This window comes from Candidatus Neomarinimicrobiota bacterium (assembly GCA_021734025.1).
Classification (GTDB): Bacteria; Fidelibacterota; JAANXI01; order JAANXI01; family JAANXI01; genus JAANXI01.
Genome location: JAIPJS010000002.1, coordinates 104,013 through 127,212 on the forward strand (window position 1 = coordinate 104,013; position 23,200 = coordinate 127,212).

Annotated in this window: 19 protein-coding genes; 10 read left to right on the top strand and 9 right to left on the bottom strand. The window is 50.4% G+C overall.

All coding sequences use genetic code 11. The features are described 5' to 3' along the window. Positions 1 to 255 precede the first annotated feature (255 nt). Positions 256 to 2,652 carry an alpha-xylosidase gene (locus tag K9N57_02680; GenBank protein ID MCF7803074.1) on the bottom strand — a complete coding sequence of 799 codons (2,397 nt, stop codon included), beginning with the start codon at positions 2,650 to 2,652 and terminating at the stop codon, positions 256 to 258. A 676-nt stretch (positions 2,653 to 3,328) separates the two neighbouring features. On the opposite strand from K9N57_02680, the gene K9N57_02685 reads away from it, so the two are divergent. The 4 genes from K9N57_02685 (at position 3,329) to K9N57_02700 (ending at position 6,332) form a co-directional block, all read left to right on the top strand. Further along, entirely contained in the window at positions 3,329 to 5,161 is a 1,833-nt protein-coding gene (locus tag K9N57_02685; GenBank protein ID MCF7803075.1) for a carbamoyltransferase, read from the top strand. 24 nt (positions 5,162 to 5,185) lie between these two features. Beyond that, the gene (locus K9N57_02690; GenBank protein ID MCF7803076.1) at positions 5,186 to 5,590 is read left to right on the top strand and encodes a hypothetical protein; all 405 of its coding nucleotides are present in this window, start codon (positions 5,186 to 5,188) and stop codon (positions 5,588 to 5,590) included. A gap of 46 nt (positions 5,591 to 5,636) precedes the next feature. Beyond that, complete coding sequence (locus K9N57_02695; protein ID MCF7803077.1) at positions 5,637 to 5,795, top strand: DUF5989 family protein; 159 nt, start codon at positions 5,637 to 5,639, stop codon at positions 5,793 to 5,795. 84 nt (positions 5,796 to 5,879) lie between these two features. Continuing rightward, a complete protein-coding gene (locus K9N57_02700; protein MCF7803078.1) occupies positions 5,880 to 6,332 on the top strand; it encodes a hypothetical protein in 453 nt (150 codons plus the stop codon). Positions 6,333 to 6,366: 34 nt separating this feature from the next. Here K9N57_02700 and K9N57_02705 read toward each other — a convergent pair whose 3' ends face one another. Beyond that, positions 6,367 to 7,398, bottom strand: a complete 1,032-nt coding sequence (locus K9N57_02705; GenBank protein MCF7803079.1) for a uroporphyrinogen decarboxylase — start codon at positions 7,396 to 7,398, stop codon at positions 6,367 to 6,369. A 243-nt stretch (positions 7,399 to 7,641) separates the two neighbouring features. On the opposite strand from K9N57_02705, the gene K9N57_02710 reads away from it, so the two are divergent. The 3 genes from K9N57_02710 (at position 7,642) to K9N57_02720 (ending at position 10,212) form a co-directional block, all read left to right on the top strand. Beyond that, positions 7,642 to 8,526: a homocysteine S-methyltransferase family protein gene (locus K9N57_02710; protein ID MCF7803080.1), complete on the top strand. Its 885-nt coding sequence runs from the start codon at positions 7,642 to 7,644 to the stop codon at positions 8,524 to 8,526. Positions 8,527 to 8,600: 74 nt separating this feature from the next. After that, positions 8,601 to 9,275, top strand: coding sequence for a corrinoid protein (locus K9N57_02715; protein MCF7803081.1), 675 nt, complete (start codon positions 8,601 to 8,603; stop codon positions 9,273 to 9,275). Between the two features lie 172 nt (positions 9,276 to 9,447). Further along, positions 9,448 to 10,212 carry a hypothetical protein gene (locus K9N57_02720; GenBank protein MCF7803082.1) on the top strand — a complete coding sequence of 255 codons (765 nt, stop codon included), beginning with the start codon at positions 9,448 to 9,450 and terminating at the stop codon, positions 10,210 to 10,212. Positions 10,213 to 10,604: 392 nt separating this feature from the next. Here K9N57_02720 and K9N57_02725 read toward each other — a convergent pair whose 3' ends face one another. After that, on the bottom strand, positions 10,605 to 11,588 hold the full coding sequence (locus K9N57_02725) for an NAD-dependent epimerase/dehydratase family protein (protein MCF7803083.1): 984 nt from the start codon (positions 11,586 to 11,588) through the stop codon (positions 10,605 to 10,607). A 21-nt stretch (positions 11,589 to 11,609) separates the two neighbouring features. Then, positions 11,610 to 12,593 carry an aldo/keto reductase gene (locus tag K9N57_02730; GenBank protein ID MCF7803084.1) on the bottom strand — a complete coding sequence of 328 codons (984 nt, stop codon included), beginning with the start codon at positions 12,591 to 12,593 and terminating at the stop codon, positions 11,610 to 11,612. Positions 12,594 to 12,810: 217 nt separating this feature from the next. Between K9N57_02730 and mtgA the strand changes: the two genes are divergently transcribed. After that, the gene (gene mtgA, locus K9N57_02735) at positions 12,811 to 13,572 is read left to right on the top strand and encodes a monofunctional biosynthetic peptidoglycan transglycosylase (protein MCF7803085.1); all 762 of its coding nucleotides are present in this window, start codon (positions 12,811 to 12,813) and stop codon (positions 13,570 to 13,572) included. A 166-nt stretch (positions 13,573 to 13,738) separates the two neighbouring features. Here the strand turns inward: mtgA and K9N57_02740 are convergent, their stop codons facing one another. Then, positions 13,739 to 13,969: a hypothetical protein gene (locus tag K9N57_02740; GenBank protein MCF7803086.1), complete on the bottom strand. Its 231-nt coding sequence runs from the start codon at positions 13,967 to 13,969 to the stop codon at positions 13,739 to 13,741. Positions 13,970 to 14,579: 610 nt separating this feature from the next. Between K9N57_02740 and K9N57_02745 the strand changes: the two genes are divergently transcribed. After that, positions 14,580 to 14,981 (top strand): hypothetical protein, encoded by a 402-nt coding sequence (locus tag K9N57_02745; protein ID MCF7803087.1) that lies wholly within the window; start codon positions 14,580 to 14,582, stop codon positions 14,979 to 14,981. Between the two features lie 33 nt (positions 14,982 to 15,014). Further along, the gene (locus K9N57_02750; GenBank protein ID MCF7803088.1) at positions 15,015 to 15,359 is read left to right on the top strand and encodes a hypothetical protein; all 345 of its coding nucleotides are present in this window, start codon (positions 15,015 to 15,017) and stop codon (positions 15,357 to 15,359) included. A gap of 227 nt (positions 15,360 to 15,586) precedes the next feature. Here the strand turns inward: K9N57_02750 and K9N57_02755 are convergent, their stop codons facing one another. The 4 genes from K9N57_02755 to K9N57_02770 all read right to left on the bottom strand — a co-directional run bounded on the left by K9N57_02755 (position 15,587) and on the right by K9N57_02770 (position 23,158). Then, a complete protein-coding gene (locus K9N57_02755; protein ID MCF7803089.1) occupies positions 15,587 to 16,735 on the bottom strand; it encodes a T9SS type A sorting domain-containing protein in 1,149 nt (382 codons plus the stop codon). A 101-nt stretch (positions 16,736 to 16,836) separates the two neighbouring features. Further along, positions 16,837 to 18,192 carry a T9SS type A sorting domain-containing protein gene (locus K9N57_02760; protein ID MCF7803090.1) on the bottom strand — a complete coding sequence of 452 codons (1,356 nt, stop codon included), beginning with the start codon at positions 18,190 to 18,192 and terminating at the stop codon, positions 16,837 to 16,839. A 150-nt stretch (positions 18,193 to 18,342) separates the two neighbouring features. After that, complete coding sequence (locus tag K9N57_02765) at positions 18,343 to 20,379, bottom strand: DUF362 domain-containing protein (GenBank protein ID MCF7803091.1); 2,037 nt, start codon at positions 20,377 to 20,379, stop codon at positions 18,343 to 18,345. A 163-nt stretch (positions 20,380 to 20,542) separates the two neighbouring features. Further along, entirely contained in the window at positions 20,543 to 23,158 is a 2,616-nt protein-coding gene (locus K9N57_02770) for a glycoside hydrolase family 9 protein (GenBank protein ID MCF7803092.1), read from the bottom strand. Positions 23,159 to 23,200 lie beyond the last annotated feature (42 nt).

Sequence of the window (23,200 nt, forward strand, 5' to 3'; positions counted from 1 at the left end):
ATCCAGCCTGTCGGTGTGAAAGATCCTTTCAGGGTTTCGACCGGATTCACTTACAACAGTTATCCCGAGCGGAGTCCCGGCTCAAACGGGACGGAGCCGATCCAGGGGATCCACCTGGGGATGAATCTCGTTCCTCTTAGGATGGGAGGTTTATTCACGAGATTCCTCCTCCGGGAGGAGTCTCTGGTGAGACGCTCATCCGGCAGCTGCCGGATTCGGTCGGAATGACTTGTATGTCGGATCGGAATAGTTTTATTAATCGAATCTCCGCACCGTCCATTCTACTTCACCGCCGAACGGATCATCGGAAACCGTGTATCCGTCTTTGGAGGCGGAAAGCCATACGGTCTTCAGGTCCTGTTCAGGCAGGCAGACCTTGGCCTGGACGTCCTCATCATCACTGGAAAAGACCACGAGCTGCAACTCCGACCAGTCCATCTCCATGGTGGACTGCGCCAGTTCGATGTGCGGCAGGACTGCGCCGTCACGCACCAGCATGATGATAGGCAGTTCGCCTGCTTCGATGTGGTGCCATCCGGTGGAGTACTGCTCGCCGGTCTGGTAGTCGATCCAGTCACCCGGTGGCAGGTAGACGTCCCTGGCATCCACATCCTCGAATAGCGGCGCCACCAGCATATCGGAGCCGAACAGATACTGATCGTCCACCAGCCACGAGCCGGGATCCTCGGGATACTCCACGAACAGCGCCCGCAGCATGGGCCAGCCGTATTCGCTGGATTCCTTCGCCTGGGCGTAAATATATGGCATCAGTTCGTAGCGCATGTTGTCGGCCTTCCGGAACATATTCAGGAAATCCTTGCTGTACTCCCATGGCTCAGTGGGCGGAGTTCCGTGGCTCCTCACGTGAGATGTCAACATCCCAAAGGGTGTCCAGCGGCGGTAGAGGTTTTCCGGGGTTGCCGTCACGAATCCGCCAATATCGTGCGACCAGAAGGTAAACCCGGAAACGCCCATGGATAATCCGCCGCGCAGAGTGGCTTCCATGGCGGAATTCGTGGTGGCAGGATCCCCGCCCCAGTGAACGGGATAGCGCTGGCTGCCGGCCCAGGTGCTTCGGGCCCAGATGATGCGATCGCCGGTGACTTCTTTGGTAATATCGGACGCCGCCTTGTTGTAGCGCAGCGGATATAAATTATGCTCGTAAAATCCGGTGCGGCCGGAGGCGTACACGCCGTTTGCCGGCGCCGCTTCGCCGAAATCCACCTTGATGGCGCCGACGCCCATTTCCAGGAGACCGGCGAGTTTGACCTGGTACCAGTCAATGGTTTCCGGATTAGAGAAATCCAGTACCGCATCCTCGTACGGTAAATTGCCCTTTTCGTCGCTTACGTACAGTCCCTTCTCAATAATTTCCGGGAAAAGGGTGTTTTCCGGGGTGAAATACGGGAGCTGCCACAGGGAGATATGAAATCCCTGACCTTTCAGATCGGAGACCATTTCTTCGGGCTCGTCGAACCGGGATTCGGCGAACTGATAGTCGCAACGCCAATCGGTCTCGAACCAGCCGGTGTCGAAGTGGATGACGTCACTGGGGATCTCGTGTTTGCGTAAATTCATTGCCACATTGCGTCCATCTCCCTCCGAGAAATAAGTTATCCGGCTCATCCAGAACCCGAACGACCAGAGCGGCGGCATGGGCGCCTTGCCGGTCACCTCGGTGTACTCATCCAGGATGTCCTTCGGCTCGCCCAGGAAGACGAACAGATCCAATTCATCGTCGCCCATCATCATGGTATTGGCTTCGGCAAAATGCTTGCCGAAATCCACGGTAATCGGCGAGGAGGTATGCATGAACATGCCGTAGCCGCGACTGCTCATGTAGAACGGGATCGGCTTGTACATGGTCTCGTTCTGGGTGCCATTAGCGTCGTCCGTGTAGAGGACGACCTTCTGGCCGCGCTTGTTGAACCCAGTGTATGACTCGCCGCAGCCGTAGAGTTTTTCGTCCGGTGAGAGTTGGAATACAGCCGCCATGCTGGTGGAGTAATCCGATGCTCTCCGGACAAACGAAAACGGCAGCACCGGCGTAAACGTGGTGCGGTTGTCGGAAATATGTCGGGTGTGGGTCAACACTTTTCCGCTGGCATCTTTGATAGTTACCCGCCACGGATATTCGGAAATAATCACGGATCCGTTTTCGCTGGTATACTTATGTCCGTCATCCACCTGCTCGTATGTCCAGTCATCCCGGTTCTGTTCAACTTTCCCATCGACCAGCATCAGCGATTCCCGATCCGGCTGAGTCTGGAAGCGAGAAACCGCTCTGATGCGGACCGTCCTCGACGAAACCAACTCCACCGAAAACGGCAGGCTCGGCGAGGCTTCGTATTCGATGGCCGGGAATTCGTTCTGCTCCACCGGCTGCAACACGCCGAGCATGTTGTTAAACGCATGGCGCGTCACATACTCATACCGCCGGTACACGATCTCGCCGCTTCCGGTCTCCGGGTCAAAGTTGGCGAGGCTGTCCGCCACATAGTAGGTGTTGGAGAAATTGCGGAAATCGCTGCTGATATCGATGGGCTCGTTCAGCAACGCCTGGCACTCGTCCGGCGAATGCATGGGAATTTGGGCAAACGTCGTGGCGGTGAAAGATGCCAGAATCACGATTATCAGAAATAGGCGAAACATATTCATTATTCATCTCCGGGTTTGGATTTCAACTGATAGAAATAGCACCCTGTCCCCGCCAAGTTGGGGAACGCTGAAAAAACGGATAACCACAGGCATACTTCTAAATTTGACGGTTTTAGGTTATCCGATTTTTCCAAGATAAGGTATATTCCAAAAGCCTGCTCATAAACCATTTAATATCGAATGCCGCAGCTCCTCCATTTCCTGCCGGTTTTGAACAAAGCCTGATGAATATCTATTATCTACATATCTTCAGAGTAATTAATCTGTCTGAGAGAAGGTGAATTCAATTCACCCGCTTGATATTCCTCGCTTTGAAGAGCAAGGAGACCGAAGATGGTGTGTCTGTAAAGATACATATCCATCTTTGAGAGTAAAAAATACATGAGTTTCACCTCTATTTTTACTCTACTTTTCTCCTATAACCTGGAACTCACGGAAATATAAATGGAATAGAGCAGATTCCCACGCATACACGACTAAACCAGGTTTTTTAAAATTGGCTTCCTTGCGTATATTAAAACCTGCTTTTCCGTGGGTAATCGGATTATATAAAAAGATAATGAGCCAGACGGAACCAAGACAATATGGACATTAACTTATCTTTCCCTGACAAGAAGCCAATAGGACATCTACTTCAAGAATTTTCCTATGCAACGAGCCGGAGCCTTCGTTGAGTGATTCGGTTTACATCCTGGGTATCTCGGCCTTTTACCACGATAGTGCCGCCGTGTTGGTCTGCGATGGTAATATTATCGCGGCAATCCAGGAAGAACGTTTCACCCGGAGAAAGCATGATTTCAGTTTTCCAGAGAATGCCGTAGCGTATTGCCTTCAGGAAGCCGATATCACGCCAGCCGACCTCAGTTATATTGGGTTTTATGATAAACCGTTTCGAAAATTTGAGCGGATTCTCGAAACCTACCTGCAATATGCCCCCAGAGGATTTCGTTCGTTCATCAAGGCTATCCCCGTCTGGATTAAACAAAAGATTTGGATTAAATCTCTCATCACTGATGCACTTCCGGAGTTTACCGGTGAAATTTTGTTTCCGGAGCATCACCGTTCCCACGCAGCCTCCGCCTTCTTCCCCTCCCCCTTCTCCGAAGCAGCAATCATCACTACTGATGGTGTTGGTGAGTGGACCACCACCAGTATCGGATTCGGCCGGGACAATCAGGTCAATATCTACAAGGAGAACCGGTTTCCGCATTCACTGGGAATGCTGTACTCCGCATTTACCTATTATACCGGATTCCGGGTGAACTCCGGCGAATACAAAGTAATGGGACTCGCACCTTACGGTGAGCCAAAGTATGTGCAAACCATTCTTGACCACCTCATTGATGTGAAAGGTGACGGATCATTCAGGCTGAATATGGAATACTTCAATTATCCGGTCGGACTGACCATGACGAACCGGAAATTCCATGGGCTATTTGGCGGCCCTCCGAGGCGACCCGAATCCGATTTAACCCAAAAGGACATGGATTTGGCCAGGTCGGTGCAGGAAGTAATCGAAATGGTTATCCTCCGAATGGCCCACCATACGAAAAGTATAACTGGCTCAGAATATTTAGTCCTTGCAGGTGGCGTCGCTTTGAATTGTGTCGCCAACGGGAAACTACTCCGCTCCGGCGTATTCAACGATATCTGGATTCAGCCGGCGGCTGGCGACGCCGGTGGCGCGCTGGGTGCAGCTTTGGGGATCTGGTATGAGTATATGGAGAAGCCAAGGGCAGTAATTTCGGGACAGGACGGACAGCACGGATCCTTTCTCGGCCCCGCGTACAAACCCGCAACAATTGAGTCCTTCCTGGAACGATTCTCAATCCCCTACCGCAAATTATCGGAAGATACACTCTTCTCCCAAACAGCAGAATTACTGGCGCAGGAAAACGTAATCGGCTGGTTTCAGGGGAGAATGGAATATGGGCCGCGAGCATTAGGTGCCCGGAGTATCCTGGGCGATCCGCGATCGCCGGAAATGCAGCGCAAGATGAACCTAAAGATCAAGTTCCGGGAATCGTTCCGTCCATTTGCACCATCTGTGCTGTTTGAGTGTGTCAGCGATTACTTTAAACTAGACAGGCCAAGTCCCTACATGCTGCTGGTTGCTGAAGTTGCCGATGAGCAGCTCAAATTTAATGGAGACACCGACCACAACCTCTTTGGATTGGATCGATTGCACGCTGTCCAGTCGGAGATACCGGCAGTGACGCATGTAGATAACTCTGCCCGCATCCAAACGGTGCACCAGGAAACCCATCCGAGATATCATGCGCTGATCAGCGCATTTGCTAATCAGACGGGATGCCCGGTACTTGTAAACACGTCCTTCAATGTGAGGGGAGAACCGATCGTGCGCACGCCCAGGGATGCCTATAAGTGCTTTATGCGCACCGAGATGGATTATCTCGTACTGGGTGACTTCTTGCTGGACAAAACCAACCAGCCCGGGGAAATTGAGGCCCTCGATTGGGACGAATCATTTAAATTGGATTAAAAACCGTATGGCTATAAACATCTTATGGTAAAAACTAAAGAAAGTACTCGGAAAGACTGGCGGCAATTCGGTCTTGGATTAGCCGTTATTCTCGCCATCCTGGGAACTCTCCAGTGGATTTTACATAATCCGCTTTATCTCTGGGCCTATTCGCTATCCGGAGTGATCGCTGTCTCAGCGCTTGTCTTCCCTGTTCTGCTGAAACCGGTATTTATCATGTTCAGCTATATCGGGTTGGCTATCGGCTGGGTAATGACACGGGTCCTGTTGTCTCTGGTTTTGTATGTAATAATCACGCCTATCGGCATTCTTTCTCGCCTGTTAGGAAAGCCCTTTCTCGACATGAGATTCAAAACTGATGAAGACTCTTACTGGATTGACCGGGAGGAAACCGGACCGTCAAAAGAACATTATGAAAAACAGTATTAGTCAGATAAATTAAGCCGTATTTATTGACCTCTGCTGAAGGAAAATCATGTCGAAATTTTCAATCATCGTTGAATTTTGGGAATTTCTGCGGGTGCGGAAAAAATGGGTACTCGCTCCTATTGTGCTGTTTTTACTCCTGCTCGGAATGTTAATCGTCTTCACAGAAGGATCTGCGCTCGCCCCGTTTATCTATACGCTATTTTAATTTTAATCCAAAAACCCGTCCGATGGTCCATATTTTTCCACACTGGAACCGTTCCTGAACGGCGAATCCCTGGGAAAGCGCCAAATGACCGGTGACAAACTCCGGTTAATGTGGCGAACCGAATTCTCTCCGGGCTCACTGCGAGCCGTTGGCTTGACCAATGACGGGACGGAAATTACAGCCACTGTGGCTACCGCCGGTGCACCATCGCGTATCACCCTGGAAGCCGATCGGCAGACTATCAGCGCAGATGGGAAAGACCTCTCCTTTGTGACTGCACGTATCATAGATGATGCCGGTGTCCTCGTGCCTCATGCCGATAATCTGGTAAATTTTACTGTAACAGGTCCCGGCTCAATAAAAGCTGTAGGCAGCGGATCTCAGACCAGTCACGAACCATTTACCACTGACGACAGGAAGGCGTTTAATGGTCTCTGTCTTGCCATTATACAATCGGAAGAAGAAGCAGGCGATATTACGCTGACAGCCTCAGCGGATGGTCTACAGCCTGCCGTAGTCACGATTAAATCCGAGTGAAGCGACAATTGGCAACCGGAGTACTTCCTGCGTACTAAGAAAAATTTTTTACAGCCTGAATAAAGGCTTTTATATTTTCGGAACTTACATCGGGAGGCATTCCGCCGCCGCTTGATAAAACAAGCCTGGAGTGATCCTCCGTCTCATTGAGCAAGGATTTAACCGCCTGGGTTACCTCATCGGGACTCCCTGCCGCCAGTACATCCCGTGGCGGAATATTCCCAAGGATGGCCATCCTGTTATCGGTTACAGCCTTGATTTCATTGAGAGTCATATGTGTACCCGGGTTGAACAGGTTGATACCCAGGTCCGGGTAGTGTGAAACCGAAACGGTGCAATCCGCATCGTTGTGAAAGAACTTTATACTGGCTGGTAGGTCATAGAGTTCTTCGAAATAGGGGTAGCCAAATTCCAGGAATTCATCCTCTCCGACAAAGCCTACGATATCATCCAGCATCAGCATGCCATCAATCGAGGGGATCGCTTCCCGCTGCAGCCGGTGCCACTCTTTCAGAAAGTCAGTGACTTTCCGCATTAGCGTGTTCACGGCGTCCGGTTCCATCATCATAGCGGTCATCAGTTCGGTGGATCCCATGAGAAAAGAAGCCACGTTTAGCGGACCGCGAGATACCGAGAACCGAATGGCGTGCCCGGCATCCTCGATTGCATCCTGATTGGCGGTCAACCGATGGAGCATAAACGGAAGCAATCCGTCAGTTTCGGCATTGGGCACCTCGAGCGCATCAATTTCGCTGGTATCATGGATCACCTTCTCTGCAAACGGGAATTCGTTCTTCCAGTAGATACTCTTTGCCCCGAAAGCTGACGGTTCGGTACACATACCGAACTCACTCCAGAACCCCGGGAGAAATATCACATCTGGGAAGGTTTCAATAGCGGCGAGGTTCGCACGGAGCCACTGTTCTTCACTGGAAAAGTAATCCAACATGGAAATGCCGAACCAGTTTGGCAGCCAGGGTGAATCGATGATAAATCCAATGGGAATTGACTCTGGGATTTCTCCCTCTATTACCGAGACGAGCTGTTGCCATTGTTCATCCGTCATGATGTGAACTCCAATCAGTCAAAATGTGGTTTCCGAATTCCCTCTATGGCTGAATTATTAAGGAAATCCGGCTGGAAAAAGGAAATAATCTATTGCTTTGCGTCAGGGAATATATAAACTTCATACAGCCAAGACAATTACTTCCGATACCATAACCGACGGAGATTTTGCTTCTTTCCTATTGCTGAAGGACAACTCTTTTCATACAAAAAGTATACACCAATCGAGCGGAAGAGGAGCTCTATGGGTAAGATATCCCAACAAGTCGAATCCGGACGTATATTGCTGTCAGACGGTGCGTGGGGCACGTTTCTCCATCAGAAAGGCCTCTCCACCGGCCAATGTCCGGAAATATGGAACGTGGATCGGCCAGACGACGTTCTGGACATCGCGCGGAGTTATGTCATTGCCGGTTCGAACATGATCGAGACTAACAGTTTTGGCGGTAGCCGGTTTAAGCTGGAGGCATATGGACTGGAGGATCGTGTTACGGAACTGAACCGAGCCGCCGCTGAAATTTCCAGGGAGGCCGCCGGAGAGGACAGGTATGTCCTCGGCTCCATCGGTCCGACCGGCAAATTTGTGGTGATGGGAGATGTCAGTGCCAAGGAACTCTACGACGCATTCTCAGAGCAGGCAGCGGCGCTAGCGACTGGTGGCGTGGATGCTATCATAGTAGAAACCATGTCGGACATCCAGGAAGCTACTGCTGCCGTACAGGCTGCCAGTGAAAACACCGACCGCGAGATCATCTGCACCATGACATTTGAGCCCGCCGATGACGGGACATATTATACCATAATGGGAGTTACACCTGCTCAAATGGCCGAAACCCTGATCGAGATGAATGTGGATATCATCGGTGCAAACTGTGGAACCGGATTCAGACATATGGCCGACATCACCAGGGAAATCCGGACCGTTAACACCGATATCCCGATCCTGATCCATGCCAACGCCGGCGCACCGGTCTTTCGGGATGGGGAAACGGTATTTCCGGAGACACCTGACGATATGGCCAGCGGGATTCCCGAACTTATTGAGGCCGGTGCCAATATCATCGGAGGTTGTTGCGGCACTACACCGGAATACATAACTAAATTCGCCGAAACAATTCGAAACTCGTAACCGAAGGTTAGTTCGCTGTATATTAACTGCATCATCGCTGGTAATGATACAATTTTATGCCACGGAGAAAGAAGATGGACAATGAATCACTGTTGAGCCAACTGGCAAAATGTGTAGAATTCGGAAAGGTGAACAAAGAAGCGACGTATCCGCCTGACATGCAGGGCAAGGAGGGCGCGGACGAACTCACGAGCCAGGCGTTGGAAATGGGAATTAAGCCATCGCGAATATTGGACGAAGCACTTATCGCCGCAATGGACAGGGTTGGTGAAAAGTTCTCGCGAAAGAAAATTTTTGTGCCACAGATGTTAGTGGCGGCCAAGGCAATGAACGCTGCCATGGAACACCTGAAACCGTATTTCCAGTCCGGTGAAGTCAAAAGGAAAGGCACATTCATCATCGGCACTGTCTCCGGTGATCTCCACGATATCGGTAAAAATCTGGTGGCAATGATCGTGGAAGGTGCCGGCTGGGAAGTCATTGATTTGGGCGTCGATGTCAGCGCTGCCAAATTTAAAGCCGCAATCGCCGAACGTCCGGATGCCGTTATCGGCCTCTCTGCCTTGCTGACGACCACCATGCACAACATGAAAACCACGGTCGGCGAAATTAAACAGGATTTCCCGGACACTACCCTGCTCATTGGCGGAGCACCGGTGAACGAAGATTTCCGGAAGGAAATCGGAGCCCATGGATATTCGCCAGATCCCCAGGGCGCAGTCAGCTATCTGAATTCTCTGGCGGCGTGAATTGATGATCGTCATATGACATTTTCAGGATCTCAAATTCCAGAGACCTTCCCGCGTTCCTCAAAGACCTGTGGGAGAGCAGATTTCCTCATAGTTCCACTGCTTTCGTGGAACAGATGATGCCGTCGCTAGAAGAGAAATTTTTACCGAAAGAATACGGATTATAATTTCTATGGAATCTCAAACAAATATAGCCGATACAGATCTGCCGTTTCAGGGTGCGATCCTTGAACCATCAGAACAAGATCTCCCGGTTGACCCGGATAGAATTCTGGAATCATTTGAAATGGATCGTTCCCAGGCCGATGAATACCTGATGGATACCATCGGGCAGTATACCGCCAGGTGCCGTGAACTGTGCGAACCACTGGCACGGTATGCACTGTTTAATAATCTGGATTTTGCACCGGGTGCCGGGGCATTAACACTGGATGGAGTCCGCTTCAATCTCGGAGAATGGGTCACTGGATTTCTAAAAAAAAGTACCTGGATAGCTGTTTTCCTGGGTACTGCCGGTGAGCAGGTAGAACAATTGTCCAAACAGTTGATGCAGGACGGACATCTGCTGGAAGGCTACATAGTAGATCTTATTGGCTCCGAGTTGGCCGAAGGTGTGGCAGTATCTGTTCATCATGCAATTGAAAATAATGCGCGGCAGGCAGGCCTTAACATTACAAATCGGTATAGCCCGGGATACTGTCACTGGCCGGTGTCCGATCAAACACAGATCTTCTCCCTGATCGGGAAAGACAGTTGCGGTATCCGGTTAACACGATCATCATTGATGATTCCGATGAAGTCAGTGAGTGGAATCATTGGCGTCGGCAAACATGTGAAACAGATGGGTTACAAATGCAGGGTCTGCCCGGACGAGAAGTGTATTATGCGAGAGAAGAACGGTAATGAGGGATCGGAAACACCAGTGTTTCTGTGTTAGAGTGTTATCGTGTTATAGTTAAAACCTGTCGTGAGTCGCGTATCTTCGCGGCTATATTAATCTTTTCTTCGGTGCTTTTCAGTGTTCAATTTGACTTAATTCGTGGTCATCCGTTGTCGTTTGCTATTTGATGGTTTTTGTTTCATTCGTGATTCTTCGCGTATCTTTGCGGCTAAATTTTTCTTTTCAAAGTTCTGTTTGTTTTAATCTGTGGTCATCCGTTGTTTCCGCCTCATCTGCTCCGGGAGGAGCCCCTTCCGGGGCGTGCTATTCTTTCTGTTTTTAGTTTTCTTTTCACTTTCTCCTTAACCCTTGTCTCCCGCTTAAACCCGCTTCCCGGACTTTAAGCGAGAGACCAACCTTATACCTTATACCCTATACCCTATTCCTTGTTACCCTATCGATTCGTAATCCGCGACCATCCGGTCCATTGTTTTGTCCAGATCCTCGTCGACGGAAACATCATCCTGATTGGACAGATACCAGTCGGCGATTTCCTTTGCTCCGTCGGTGAACGGTACTTTTGCTTCGAACTCAGGAACCATTTTCTTGATCTTCGAATTGTCAAAAATCATACTATGGGCCTTATCTCCAAGCAAGCCAGCGCCAAACTCGGCATCGTATTTTACAATTAAATCTGAAGGGAGATGTATTAATTCGGCACCCAGGCCGGCGTTCTCCAGCAGTAACCGGTTGATTTTGTTCCATGGCAGGTATTCATCGGACGTGATATGGAAATCCTCGCCGATCGCCTCGTTTTGTCCGAACAGTCCGCAAAATCCGATGGCAAAATCGGTGTTGTGGGTGAGCGTCCAGAGTGATGTTCCGTCGCCGTGCACTACGATTTTCTTCCCCGCTTGTGCTCGCCGGAACAGCAGGTGCGCTCCCGGAACGGGAACTGACCTCCGGTCATAGGTATGCGATGGCCGAACAATAGTCACGGGAAATCCATTTTTCTCGTATTCCCCCATCAGATATTTCTCGCCGGCTGCTTTATCTCTGGAATATTGCCAGAACGGGTTACCCAGGGGAGTCTCCTCGGTCACCGGGACGGATTCCGGCGGTGTCTGATACGCTGAAGCGGAACTGATGAAGACGTATTGTCCGGTACGTCCGCGAAATAGTTCCACATCTGTCCGGGTGTGCTCTACATTAAACGCGATAAAGTCAACGACTACATCAAAGTTCATCCCATCCAGCACGTCCCTGGCTTGCTCTGTATCGCGGTAATCTGCGCGGAGGACGTTCGCCTGCTCCGGGATCTGTCGCACCGACTGCCCCCGATTTAGGAGATACAGGTCGTGCCCCAGTTCGATACATCGGGCCGCACATGCTGAACTGATAATTCCGGTGCCGCCAATAAAAAGTACTCGCATTGTCGCTTCTCCTGTTGTTATTTACCAGAGATGGTGTACCTGGTTTTTCACCCGGCGTTTATATAGATCGTCGATGGTTTGCATTTGCTCATTGGTGAGTGGCTCCATGGCGCTGGCCTGGACGTTAGATTCCACCTGAGAGACCTTCGAGGCGCCTGGAATCACGGTGCTCACCGCGTCGAACATCAGGATCCATTTCAGTGCTAATTGCGGCAGCGAAACGTCCGGGAACTCTTTTTTCAGTTCCTCAACCGCTTCCAGGCCCAGTTCATAGTCCAGGCCGGCGAAAGTTTCGCCGCGATCGAATGCGGATCCATCTCGATTGAAGTGCCGGTGATCGCCTTCGTCGAAGGTCGTATTCTTGTTATATTTCCCGCTTAACAGTCCGCTGGCAAGGGGCACACGGATAATGATTCCGACGTTTTTCTCTTTGGCCTGCTCGAAAAAGAGCTCCTTCGGCCGCTGCCGGAATATGTTGAAGATGATCTGCACCGTGGTCACGTTTGGATACTCGATGGCTTTCAGCGCTTCTTCCACCTTTTCCACGCTGACGCCAAGATTCCTGATCTTGCCTTCATCCTTCAGTTTATCGAATTCTTCGAATATTTCCGGACGATAGTACACTTCCGTGGGCGGACAGTGCAGCTGGATCAGGTCCAATGTTTCCAGCCCTGAATTCCGCAGGCTCTCTTCTACAAATCTGCGCAGGGCTTCCGGCGTATACTGTTCATTGGTATGGGGCGTGAGCTGCCGGCCGCATTTGGTTGCCACATAAAGCCGCTCATCCCTGGACCGTACAAATTCTCCTACTGCGTGTTCGCTTTGCCCGTCGCTGTAGACATCGGCGGTATCGATAAAGTTGACACCGCTTTCAATCGCCGTTTCCAGAATTTCCTCCGCGACCTCTTCGTCGAATTCTGCGCCCCAGCCACCGCCGACCTGCCAGGTGCCGAGACTAATTTCCGAGACTTCAAATCCGGTCTTTCCAAGTGTCCTGTAATTCATAAATGTCCCCCTGGTATCTTGAATTGAAATTAGGATGAGATATGGATATGCACAGCATAATGTTGGAAGAAATTACGAATCACCAGGGAGTGAAACAATTTTCAAGTTGCCAATACAAGTTTTAAATATTAATGCTGTGATGAATATCTCGACGATTAACAAAAGAATCCGCTATATTCGAACGACAATCGGTAAAAATACTGGAATTCGTTCTCTCATGCGTAATACGATAACGCCCCCGGAAGTAATCCCGCCGGAACGTCGGCTGCCACCGGCGCCACCGCGCTGGAAACGCCGGGCTCAGTCCATACTCCAATGGAGTCGCAAGATATTGGTTTGGGGCGCCATTCTTGTAGGAGTATATCTGCTCGTTTGTATAATATTTCTGATTACCCTGCGAAACAATAATCCATCGGTTACCATGGTGCAGATTCAGCGGGCTCTGGAAGCCCGGCTGCAGGGGGAACAGTATAAGCGGACGATGACCTATCGCCCGCTCAGTCGAATATCTGATCATCTGGAACATGCGGTGGTTGCGGCTGAGGATACCCGGTTCTACCAGCATTCCGGCGTGGATTTCCAGGAAATCAAAAAGATGCTGGTTGGAATCCGGAAAAAAAAGGAGCAACTTCGCGGAGCTTCCACCATCACCCAACAGGTAGTCAAAAACCTGTTCCTGTTTACCTATCGCTCCTATTTTCGCAAATTGCTGGAATATCCACTGGCGTTTCTGGCGGAGTTCATACTTTCCAAAGAGAGAATTCTCGAGCTCTATCTGAATATCGCAGAATGGGGCCCCGGAATTTACGGCGCTGAAGCGGCTGCCCGTAATTACCATGGTACCACCGCCCGCTGGCTTACCCGCTATCGATCAGCCCGCCTTGCCGCTATCCTGCCCGATCCATTGGATCGTGATCCCGCAGTCATGGATCGCTATGCGAATATAATCCTCACACGGATGGATGCGTTTGGGTGGTGAGGATGTGTATTCGAGAGTGATCCCCTCGCAATAAAATTGCGAGGCTGCTGGGAGTAGCCTTTGAATCTCACTCAAAGGCTTACAAGCCCGGATTAGGGGATTTTTAAGCCTCAATCGGTTTTTGATTTTATACTCCTCGTCCGGACCGGTCAGGGCTATTCATATTTCATCCCGGTAAGACTATGAGGTATTTTAATGCTACTTTTTCCTTGATATCCAACGGGATCCCTACGGGAAAAAAGTGGCGAAAATGAACGCCAAGGCCGGTAAATAATACCGGAACCGTAGAGGATTTTCTTTCATCGCACCATTGAAACTCAAAATGAATACTTCCAGTTAAAGAAAAATTTGTAATATTCAATTCCGCCGCTTCTCCGGCCTTGCCATTCGTTTCCATTAGAACTCCTGCCGGTCTGGCGTCAACCAAAACAAACTGTTTGACCGAAGGGAGTTTTTGTTTTGGTAGATAGTCCGGTGTAGGAGTTCTTGAAACGGATGGCACCGCCGGATTTTTGCACACTTTTTTAAAAAAGTGTGGATAAAACTAGCATTGAAAGGAGTATTAATGTTTACCTCTATCAACACTTTCTCCTTTTGCCTTGATGCAAAAGGAGATAAAAATCAAGGCTATCCAGTCTATTTCTGCAATGCCACCGGCTTCCTCGGGGGCGAATCAGAACTCCCTCCGGTCAGACAGCTGATTCGCCCGGTTCCTCGGTACACCGGGCATTGAGACGAAATAGACTGGAAGGCCGATAAGAAGAGCACTGTATTTTGGTGTAATGGTAAAAAGATGAGGCTAAAAGGACTCTAACGTATTATGCAATAGGATTTTACCAAGATTTTGTATTTCTTACACGAAAAAATGACAAAAAATCTGTCCCCACTGTGGGAGTCGGCACACCAAAAAGAACGGAAGACTCGGGCAGCGACAGCGGTACAAATGTCACACCTGTACGATCCAATTTTCTACTCCATCCCGCAAAAACGGGGCGAGGACCAAACAGATGTATGCTGCGTATGCGGATGGCAAACAAAGTCTGCGGCAACTTGCACACCAGTATGGCTTGTCGGTCAAAACCATCCGGCACTATATGGAGGCGTACGTTGTTCCGCCGGTACAGTATCCCCCAACCGCCACCGTCGTCCTGATGGATACCTTGTATTTTCGGCGAAATGATGGCTGTATGGTGTTTCACGATGCCCATCGCCCCCGGAATCTTCTCTGGTACGACCTACCGCACGAGACCATCGCTTGGTACCAACACGGCCTCAGCGCGCTTATCGCACAAGGCTGGACCATTCAAGGCCTCGTCTGTGATGGCCGCCGTGGCATATTTCAGGCGTTTGCGTCCCTCCCGGTCCAGATGTGTCACTTTCACCAGCTCGCCATTCTGCCCCATTATTAAACGCGGCATCCGCGGCTGGAAGCGGGGCAAACGTTGCAGCAGCTGGTTTGGAAACTCCCGACGATTCAACGCCCGGCGTGGGAGGCGGCTTTAGCGCAATGGCATCAGTACTGGGCGGACTTTCTCCGAGAAAAAACCTACCACCTTGAGACGGGGCGGTGGCAATATACGCATCGGCGGCTCCGGAGTGCCTCCCAGAGTTTGCATGGAAATACGCCCTATCTGTTTACGTACCTGGAGCATCCAGAATTATCCATGCCCAATACCACGAATTCCCTGGAAGGATGCTTCTCAAATCTCCGATCAAAACTCCTCATTCATGCCGGCTTACGTCGGGAAAGAATACACAAACTCACAAACTATATTTTATCAAAATAGCCTCACATAATTACCATTACACCTGAAATTATCATATCCCAATCCGACAGTCGGATATGCGATAAATGCAATCGGCAAACCAAAAAATAATGTAGTAAGGAAGGTTGTCAGAGTTAATTTTCGGGTGATATTGGGCAGGGCGTGCACCAAAATAACAAAATTTCCTTTTATATCCGAGTTAGCTCTCTGAAATCAATGCAAGGCTGCTGTCTCCTGCCCCGCACGGATTAATGATCCGTCACCACAAGTTTACTTCGTGCGATATGGGAGCGTCCTATCCGCATCTCCACAAAATATATTCCCCTGGCGAGATCCGATATATTGAACTGCTGTTTGTAGTCAAACGCTGATTTAATATCAGAGACATCATACACCAGTTCTCCGAGCAGGTTGTACATCCGAAAGGTAAATCGACCTTTCTCCGGACTCTTTATCACCATATTCACCGAGGATGAGCCGGGATTGGGATACAAATTCAGGTTAAGGTTTTGTCGCTGATTCGTCTTTTCCTGAATTTTGGTTGTTGTGGAGTCGACAAGACGGGCGAGGCCAAACCAGTCGGCGTTGATCCAGTGATCGTTATACGCCTCTGCCGGGACTTCGACCGAGCCAAAGAAACTGTCCCGCTCTTTTGGCTGTTCGTCAGGGTCGTCATTATCACAGTAGGCGATCGAGAATCCCATTTCTTTCTCAGGGCTCAGGGTCACCCGGGTTCCTTCCGGTGAGTCGTATTCGTACTCGTCATTATACACTTCCAGAGAAAATTCCCAGGTCAGCCGATTGCCCTCCCGGCGTAGCGCATATTCCGGAAAATGATTCACATAGTTCCTGCTAATATTGTCTCCCCAGCCGGTGCCATCCATATCGTGTACCCAGGGATCAGATTCAGCAACACCGGACTCGGAAATATCCGTGTAAATGTGATAGGCAAACGCGTTCTCTGCGTTGGTTCCCCACTCCTCCCCGGTGGCACCGGTGGCGTCGAACACGTGTTTTCCGCCGGACCGGTCTTCATCCAGGAAGACCTCCAGGACGTCAAAATTATGAGCGCCTGTAGTTTCGTTGAGTACAAAACCGTCCACGAATACATCGTCTTCAACTTCAGCGAGGAAATAGAGCAGGTTTTCCTCTTCGGACCAGAGGACTTTGTACCGACCGGCAAAATCTTCTTCATCATGCGGCGTCCCATACGGGATCCAGACCTGATCAATCACCTGCCATGGGATATCCTGCCAGCAGTAGTCATCCGGCAACCCGTCGATTGTCGGCGGTGAAGTCACATTGTGAACGAGGACCGGATCATCCTGAGTCGCGTATCCGGGCAATGCATTCAGCATTAATAGTGCCGTTAACAAAAACAGGCGTAGAAATTTCATCGGTATTTTCACGTGATCTTCCTCTGTTATCAGGAGTTTGGATATCCTTGTCCTCTGATTCGGTTTCGATACAACCGGGGACTCTGAAAGTCTCCTACCGGTTATCGAATAAGCAATACCTTATGGGCATCCATCAATTCACGCCCGGAGTCCAGCCGCGCCCGGAGCCTGATAATAAATATTCCGGATGCAAGCCCACGCGCGTTCCAACGGACATCATAGCGTCCTGAGGACGTCCGACTACCGTCCACGATTGTATCGACGGTTCTGCCGGTCTGGTCGATTACGTCGATCGACACTTCTGCAGGTTCTGGTAACTCGTACCGAATTACCGTTGTGTTATTGAACGGATTGGGATAATTGCCCCGCAGGGAAAACCGCCCAGCGATGACTGGATTACTGATTTCATTATCTATGTCGGTTACGGAACCGGTGAAATGAGCGGCACCCTCATCCGTGGCAAACCAGGTTGTATTGTCTGTATCAAACGCGATATCATGCACCGCCACACTGTCGGATTCACTACCAATAAAAAGCGAATACCAGGTGGTGTCCTTCAACACAGAGATTCCGGCGGCTGTCCCCATCCAGATGCGATCCTCGTGGTCCCTCGCCACCACATTCACCAGATCATCGACCAGTTCGTCATCTTTACTGTTATATGTCTCCCAGTTCCACTTCGTCTTCGTGGAGTCGTGGAACGACGCTCCCTGCTGTGTCCCGTACCACTGATTAGATTTTCGGTCTTCCACGATATACGCAATGGCGCTCCAGATGGTATCGGTATCCAGACCACTCCATCCTGCGTCATAGGGTGATGCGGCAGTGATAGCGTCGAAACCTTCACTGTGGAGACGGGAAACTCCCCCACCCAGCGTGCCGATATAACGCCGGCCGGTCGAATCATGCCCGATAGCTGTGATGTTGTTGTGGGCGAGCGGTGGACTACTGGAGGTTGAAAAAGTGCGCCATTGGTTACCGTTATACAGTGCAATACCCTGATCCGTGCCGAACCACTTCAATCCCTGGGAATCGATGATAATTGTCTGAATAACATTTGAGGGTAAATCAGTATCGCTTTTCGTGAAATCCATGAACGATTCAAGTCCTGAACCGGTTATGGTGGCACGGTTGATTCCGCCTTCGGTGCCGATCCAGAGATAGGTTTCATCGCCGGAATCGTCAATCGCAAGGGAGAGCACCGAACTGTGTGCAAGTCCCTGGGAAATGGTATAGTTTGTCCAGTTGGCACCGTCATACCTGGATAGCCCTTCCGAGGTCCCGAACCACTTCGTTCCGCTCTCATCCACCACTACAACCCGCACGGAATCGGCAAGGAGTCCGGTGTCTTCGCTGGTGTACAATTCCCAATCCTGCGAGGACAATGTGGCTGGAAGGAGGAACGTCATTCCAGGTAGAACGACTGTACAGATAATAAATGACTTCCGAAAATTCAATACCTTCTCCATTCCTGAATTATGTCTGAACATATATTCGGATACGAATCAGAAAGTAGTAAAACTTCTCAGTACTCGTGCATTCATTGACAGCGAGGAACGCGCTGAATAATTGCCTTCTTGTCTTCAACCGGATGCAGACCCCGGAAATTATTTCACCAACGCCATCTGTTTCGTCTCACTGAACATCCGGTTTTGTCCCTGCACGTTAATTCGATACAGATACGTTCCGGACGGCGCCATCTGTCCGCTTGAGATCAAACCATCCCAGTTGACAGTATAGACCCCGGTATGCTGTCGACGATTGACAAGTGTCTGAACCTTTTGACCAGCGAGATTATATACCTCAAGTACTACCTGAGAATCTTCTGCGAGCTCATACCGGATATTGGTCGACGGGTTAAACGGATTCGGGTAGTTCTCGTGCAGCACAAACGTCTCTGGTGCCGAATTGATATCCGGTGTCACGTCAGTGGTCGTAGTATCGGCGATATATATTAACTCTATCCCCGTTCCGTTCTCCGGATCGAGATTTCTGCTGTACTGTTTCTCCTGGGCGTTATTCCAGTGCTCGTGAGTTCCCAGACTTGAGATCGGAACACCGTCACCTTCCGGATCATAGGTGATATCTTCCGGCCAATGGGTACTGTCTGCAGCTTGCTCCAGATAATCATCCACGGCGCCCAACTGGGGTGGATCCGATGGCGCATTGAACTCGGTTCTCAGGAGGTCGAATGCAACTGACTCAATCGCAACCATATCCAGAGAAACAAAGATGGACGAGGTCCAGTCATTATTAAACGGCGCCATGCTCCATTTCTGGGGTGGTTCAAGTTCCGCCTGATCGCCAAGATTACCAGTAGTCCATAATCCATCCAGGATAAATATCAGGGTTTTCTTTCCAATGAGCTCGTGCCCCATGAGGTCAACCAGCACCCGGTACACCCCATACTCATTTCTCTCGGCATCACCGGCATCCGGCGCTATCAATCCCTGGTGCAGATGGTTGGCATTATCCCGACTATGAGAGCCAAAATGATTTTTCGCAAAGAGCGTAATACCAGCCCTCTCATGTCCCTTCATGGTTGGAATATTTAAGATATATTCGGATTCTTCAAATACCGTGTAGAGATGATCTTCGTAGACAGGTTGCGGGTTCCACCAGCCGGTAGATAGCACGGTTCCGTCATCCGAGTAGTCGACGAGCGGCGAGTCAGACACAGCCACCGGATCACGATCACCCCATCCATTGTGATCGAGATAGTGGATATCGGGGAACTCATTGTGCCACTTCTCCCAGCGATGTTGGTAAATGTGCTTCATCGGATCGCCGATGTAAATATCCTCTTCGGCTACACCTGCGACATTTACCAATTGTCGCAGGACTGACAATACCACATGTGGTGAAGTTTCGGACATCCCGTAGTAATTGTTTTCCACGATCGTCAGGTCCTCGTTGATATTCTGTGCCCAGGAGCTCGTAACATTGATTTTAATGAAGATTTTTTCACCCGGTTGGTAATCTACAGCCCCCTTGCCGCGAGTTTCATTATGATACCGAAATATAGCCTCCCAGGCTGCAGTGTCGGTCTCTTCTCCACTAACTGACTGCAGTGTTTGGGAAAGCATGGAGTCAATGACTCCCTGGTTGTTGTTTTCCTCTTCCCACCAGGCGTTTCCTACTTCATCCGGGATACAATCTTCATTCGTCGCGTCCGGATTGTGTGCCCAGGCTACCCTGCCCGGAAAAATACCTTTGGCTTCACCTATCGGCTGGTTAGGGTCCAGATGCTGGACGCCGTAACTGGCGAGAGCGGGTGAGTTGGGCGTTGAGGTTACCAGTATTGCGCCGACCAGACCCAACAGGACAAAACTGCCGGCGACGACATAACGGGCTCTGAGATAATTCGATTTCGCTTTTTTAAAAGCGAATACGGTTGTGAAGAGTCCAGCAACCCAGGCAAGAAAACCTGTCGCAAGCGGCATCGCGACTTTCATACACGGATAGCCAGCCCGGGACGGCTTCGGGATCACCCGGATTAAAAACCAAATCAGGGCGAGCAATCCAATCACTGGAAAGAGAATCTTGGCGAGTAATCCTTTCCCGTAATTGATTCCGCGGATTTTTCCGGTTTTGGGACAAATGTAGAGGTATTTACCAAATACTCGTTTTATAAGATTTTGCATGATGCTACCTTCCTGGTCTTCAGACCATTCCGATTGACAAATATTGCAGTTAAATACACTGCAATAAAAACCGGACTATTTAAACTATTGCCAACCCTAATTGAACCGGAGTACGAACTCCTTAGTAAAGTTATCAGGCTGAAGTCCGTTTAATTTATCGCTATTACATTTTTTCAAGAATGCGGTCTGCCGCAATCACCGAAAACATATAGTATACCGGCGCGGTAATAATATATTCCCGTTCCTGCCACAGGAAGGGCCAGACTTTGTCCTCGGCAAAGTCCGGATGCACCAGGTTGACAGCATTCCAGAACGTACCGCCGGGGATGTAACTCCAGTCAGCCCGGTTCGTCCCGTATGCGATGGTCGGTGAATTGATGCCAACTCCTGAAACAAGGGTATTTGTGGTATTTCCTGGCCGGGCCCCCAGCAGGTAATTGATGACCGCAAACAGGTGGTCCGGTGTGAAGATCTCCGGCCAACTCTTGTACAAGAAATATTGCCGGAATGCAAGATATTCGGTGTTTTCCAGCGGTGACCCGAACGGTGATTGACTCATCAGGGAATCGAGCTGGGGCTTGTACTCCTCTGCAGCTTGGGTAAGCGCCTTTTCGAAATTCGGACAATCGACGGCTTCCAGAACTCGTCCGGTTGTCCAGCCCGTCCACGGGAAGGTCTGTTCCGCCACGTCGGTCATTTCGCACAAAGCATCCTTGTATTCCTGCTTATCAGTGGTCAATATCAGCTCAGCCAGGGTCTGGATCTTTTGTGCTTGTGCCCTGCGGCCTTCAACGGCTTTATTGTCTTCCCAAAGTGCTTCGGCCGTCTCAATACACTCCGTCGATAATTCCGGGTTGAACATCTGCAGCACGCGAGACGCCAGGGCCAAACTGGCTGCCCCCTGCAGCTGTCGGGCGGGGTTGGTTTCGGTGAAGACCAGCCGGTCATCCAGATCCGGAGCGAACACCTCTACCTCGTCCAGGTTCAATTCCGGATCAAAAACGTTGGAATACCGGTTGGCGACCTTTTTGTACCAGAGCTCGTCCTGCTGATTCGCCTGGTTCCGGAGGTCTTCGTTATCCCAGACTTCCCCGTCAGTCTGGGTCGCTGCGTCGCCGAGATGCACATACTGTCGTAAGCTCGGCACGATAATTCCCCGATAAAGTCGCCCGAACTGGCGGTACCCCGCCAGGATGGTGAGTACGCCGTGTTCCACCTGCTGCAGGATATCCGGTTCACCATCTGGTTGGTGGATCTCCACGTGCCGGTTTTCCTGATCAATCATGGTTTCGTCGTAATCGATGCCAAACTCCTCATAGGCCAGCGCAAGTGCTGTCACCGTTGAAGCTTGGGATTCCACCCGCAAATCGTAGTCGCCGGCGTCATGCCATCCGCCAACGTTCATCCCCGGTACCGGTTCCAGCGGCTCGAATGGTGTAAGCGTCGACGTCTCATCCTCATTATTATAGCCGTCGAAATGCCGGACATTCATCGGTGCCATTAACGCGTCGTCCAAGTGACAGATCCCGTGCCAGACGCGATACTTTTGGTTCACCCGCATGTGGCACATCTGGGTTGGCAGGAAGTACTCCAGCGTCGGTTGCCAGACGTGGCGCTTGTACACGTCCGGATTAATGCTCAACAGATTGCTGGTCTGCTCGCCGTATTTCACCCGGTACATTCCTGGTTCCGTCACCTCCGAAAAATCGAAGGTTAGATAGTGATATCGCAGATATCTCCCCCAGGATTCAGGTTTTGCTTCTTTGACAACCGAATATTCGCCGGATTGCTCCAGTTTTTCGAGAGTCGCGGTCTGTATATTTTTATCCCGTTTGTCTAACTCGATATACGCATTCTTTTTCTGCATGGGATGATACCCCACCTGGGAGATATGAATCACCGGCTTATCGATCCATCCCGGAATCACATTCGGAGTAATCTTCCATTCGATAGCCTTTTCGGTAGCGCCTTCCGGAATTAGCGACCGCAACACAAACCACCCATTGTTATGCTTCAGGCTCCCGTCTAACAAACGAATATCGCTGCCGGTACTTTCGATGGTCATCCGCAGGCGATCACTCTCCGGTGCCACCACGAGATTCTGCCCAATAGCCAGAGGCGATGCTTCCGCCTCGTTATCCGGGTTGAAATACGTCGGCCCATTGGCCTGCCGCGGAAAGGTGCCGGTACTGTCATCCATGAAAAAAGATTTGCCATATAGGTCGCCCGGAAACAGTTCCAGGTTGTAGCCGACCCGGCCAACCCATTCTTCTGGGAGCGGTTCTTTCAAATCAACAATAATGCGGAACGATTGGCCCTCTGCTTTGACCCGTACGGTATAATCGAGTTCAAGGTCGGGATAGATAATGGGATTGAATCCCTGCCGGGCACGGCTGCTGTCCGGATAACTGCACGGCATTCGTATTTCATTGTTCACGGAATCTACAATTCGGCTTTCAAGCCCCACCTCCTGCGGACTGACACCCCGGGCCTCGTATCCCTCGCCGAGTTGTGGAATCGGCTGCCACTGTCCCGGTGCCGGACTGAGCCGGAGTTCGCCATTGGTCGCGACCCGGACGCCGTGTTGGATAATTTCCACGCCGCCCTGATGTCCTTCCGGAAAGGTGTTGTTATAGACCAATACGTTCAGTCCGGGCATTTCGAAGTATCCTGCATCACTAACAGCCAAACCTTCCTGGGAATGTACCGTTCCCGCCACAAGAAAACATAGTGCAAACAACAGCACAGCCAATCTGCCAATAGTCTTCGAATCTACCATATTCCTACCTCCCCGGTGTTTAAATATCCATTCAATTCATCC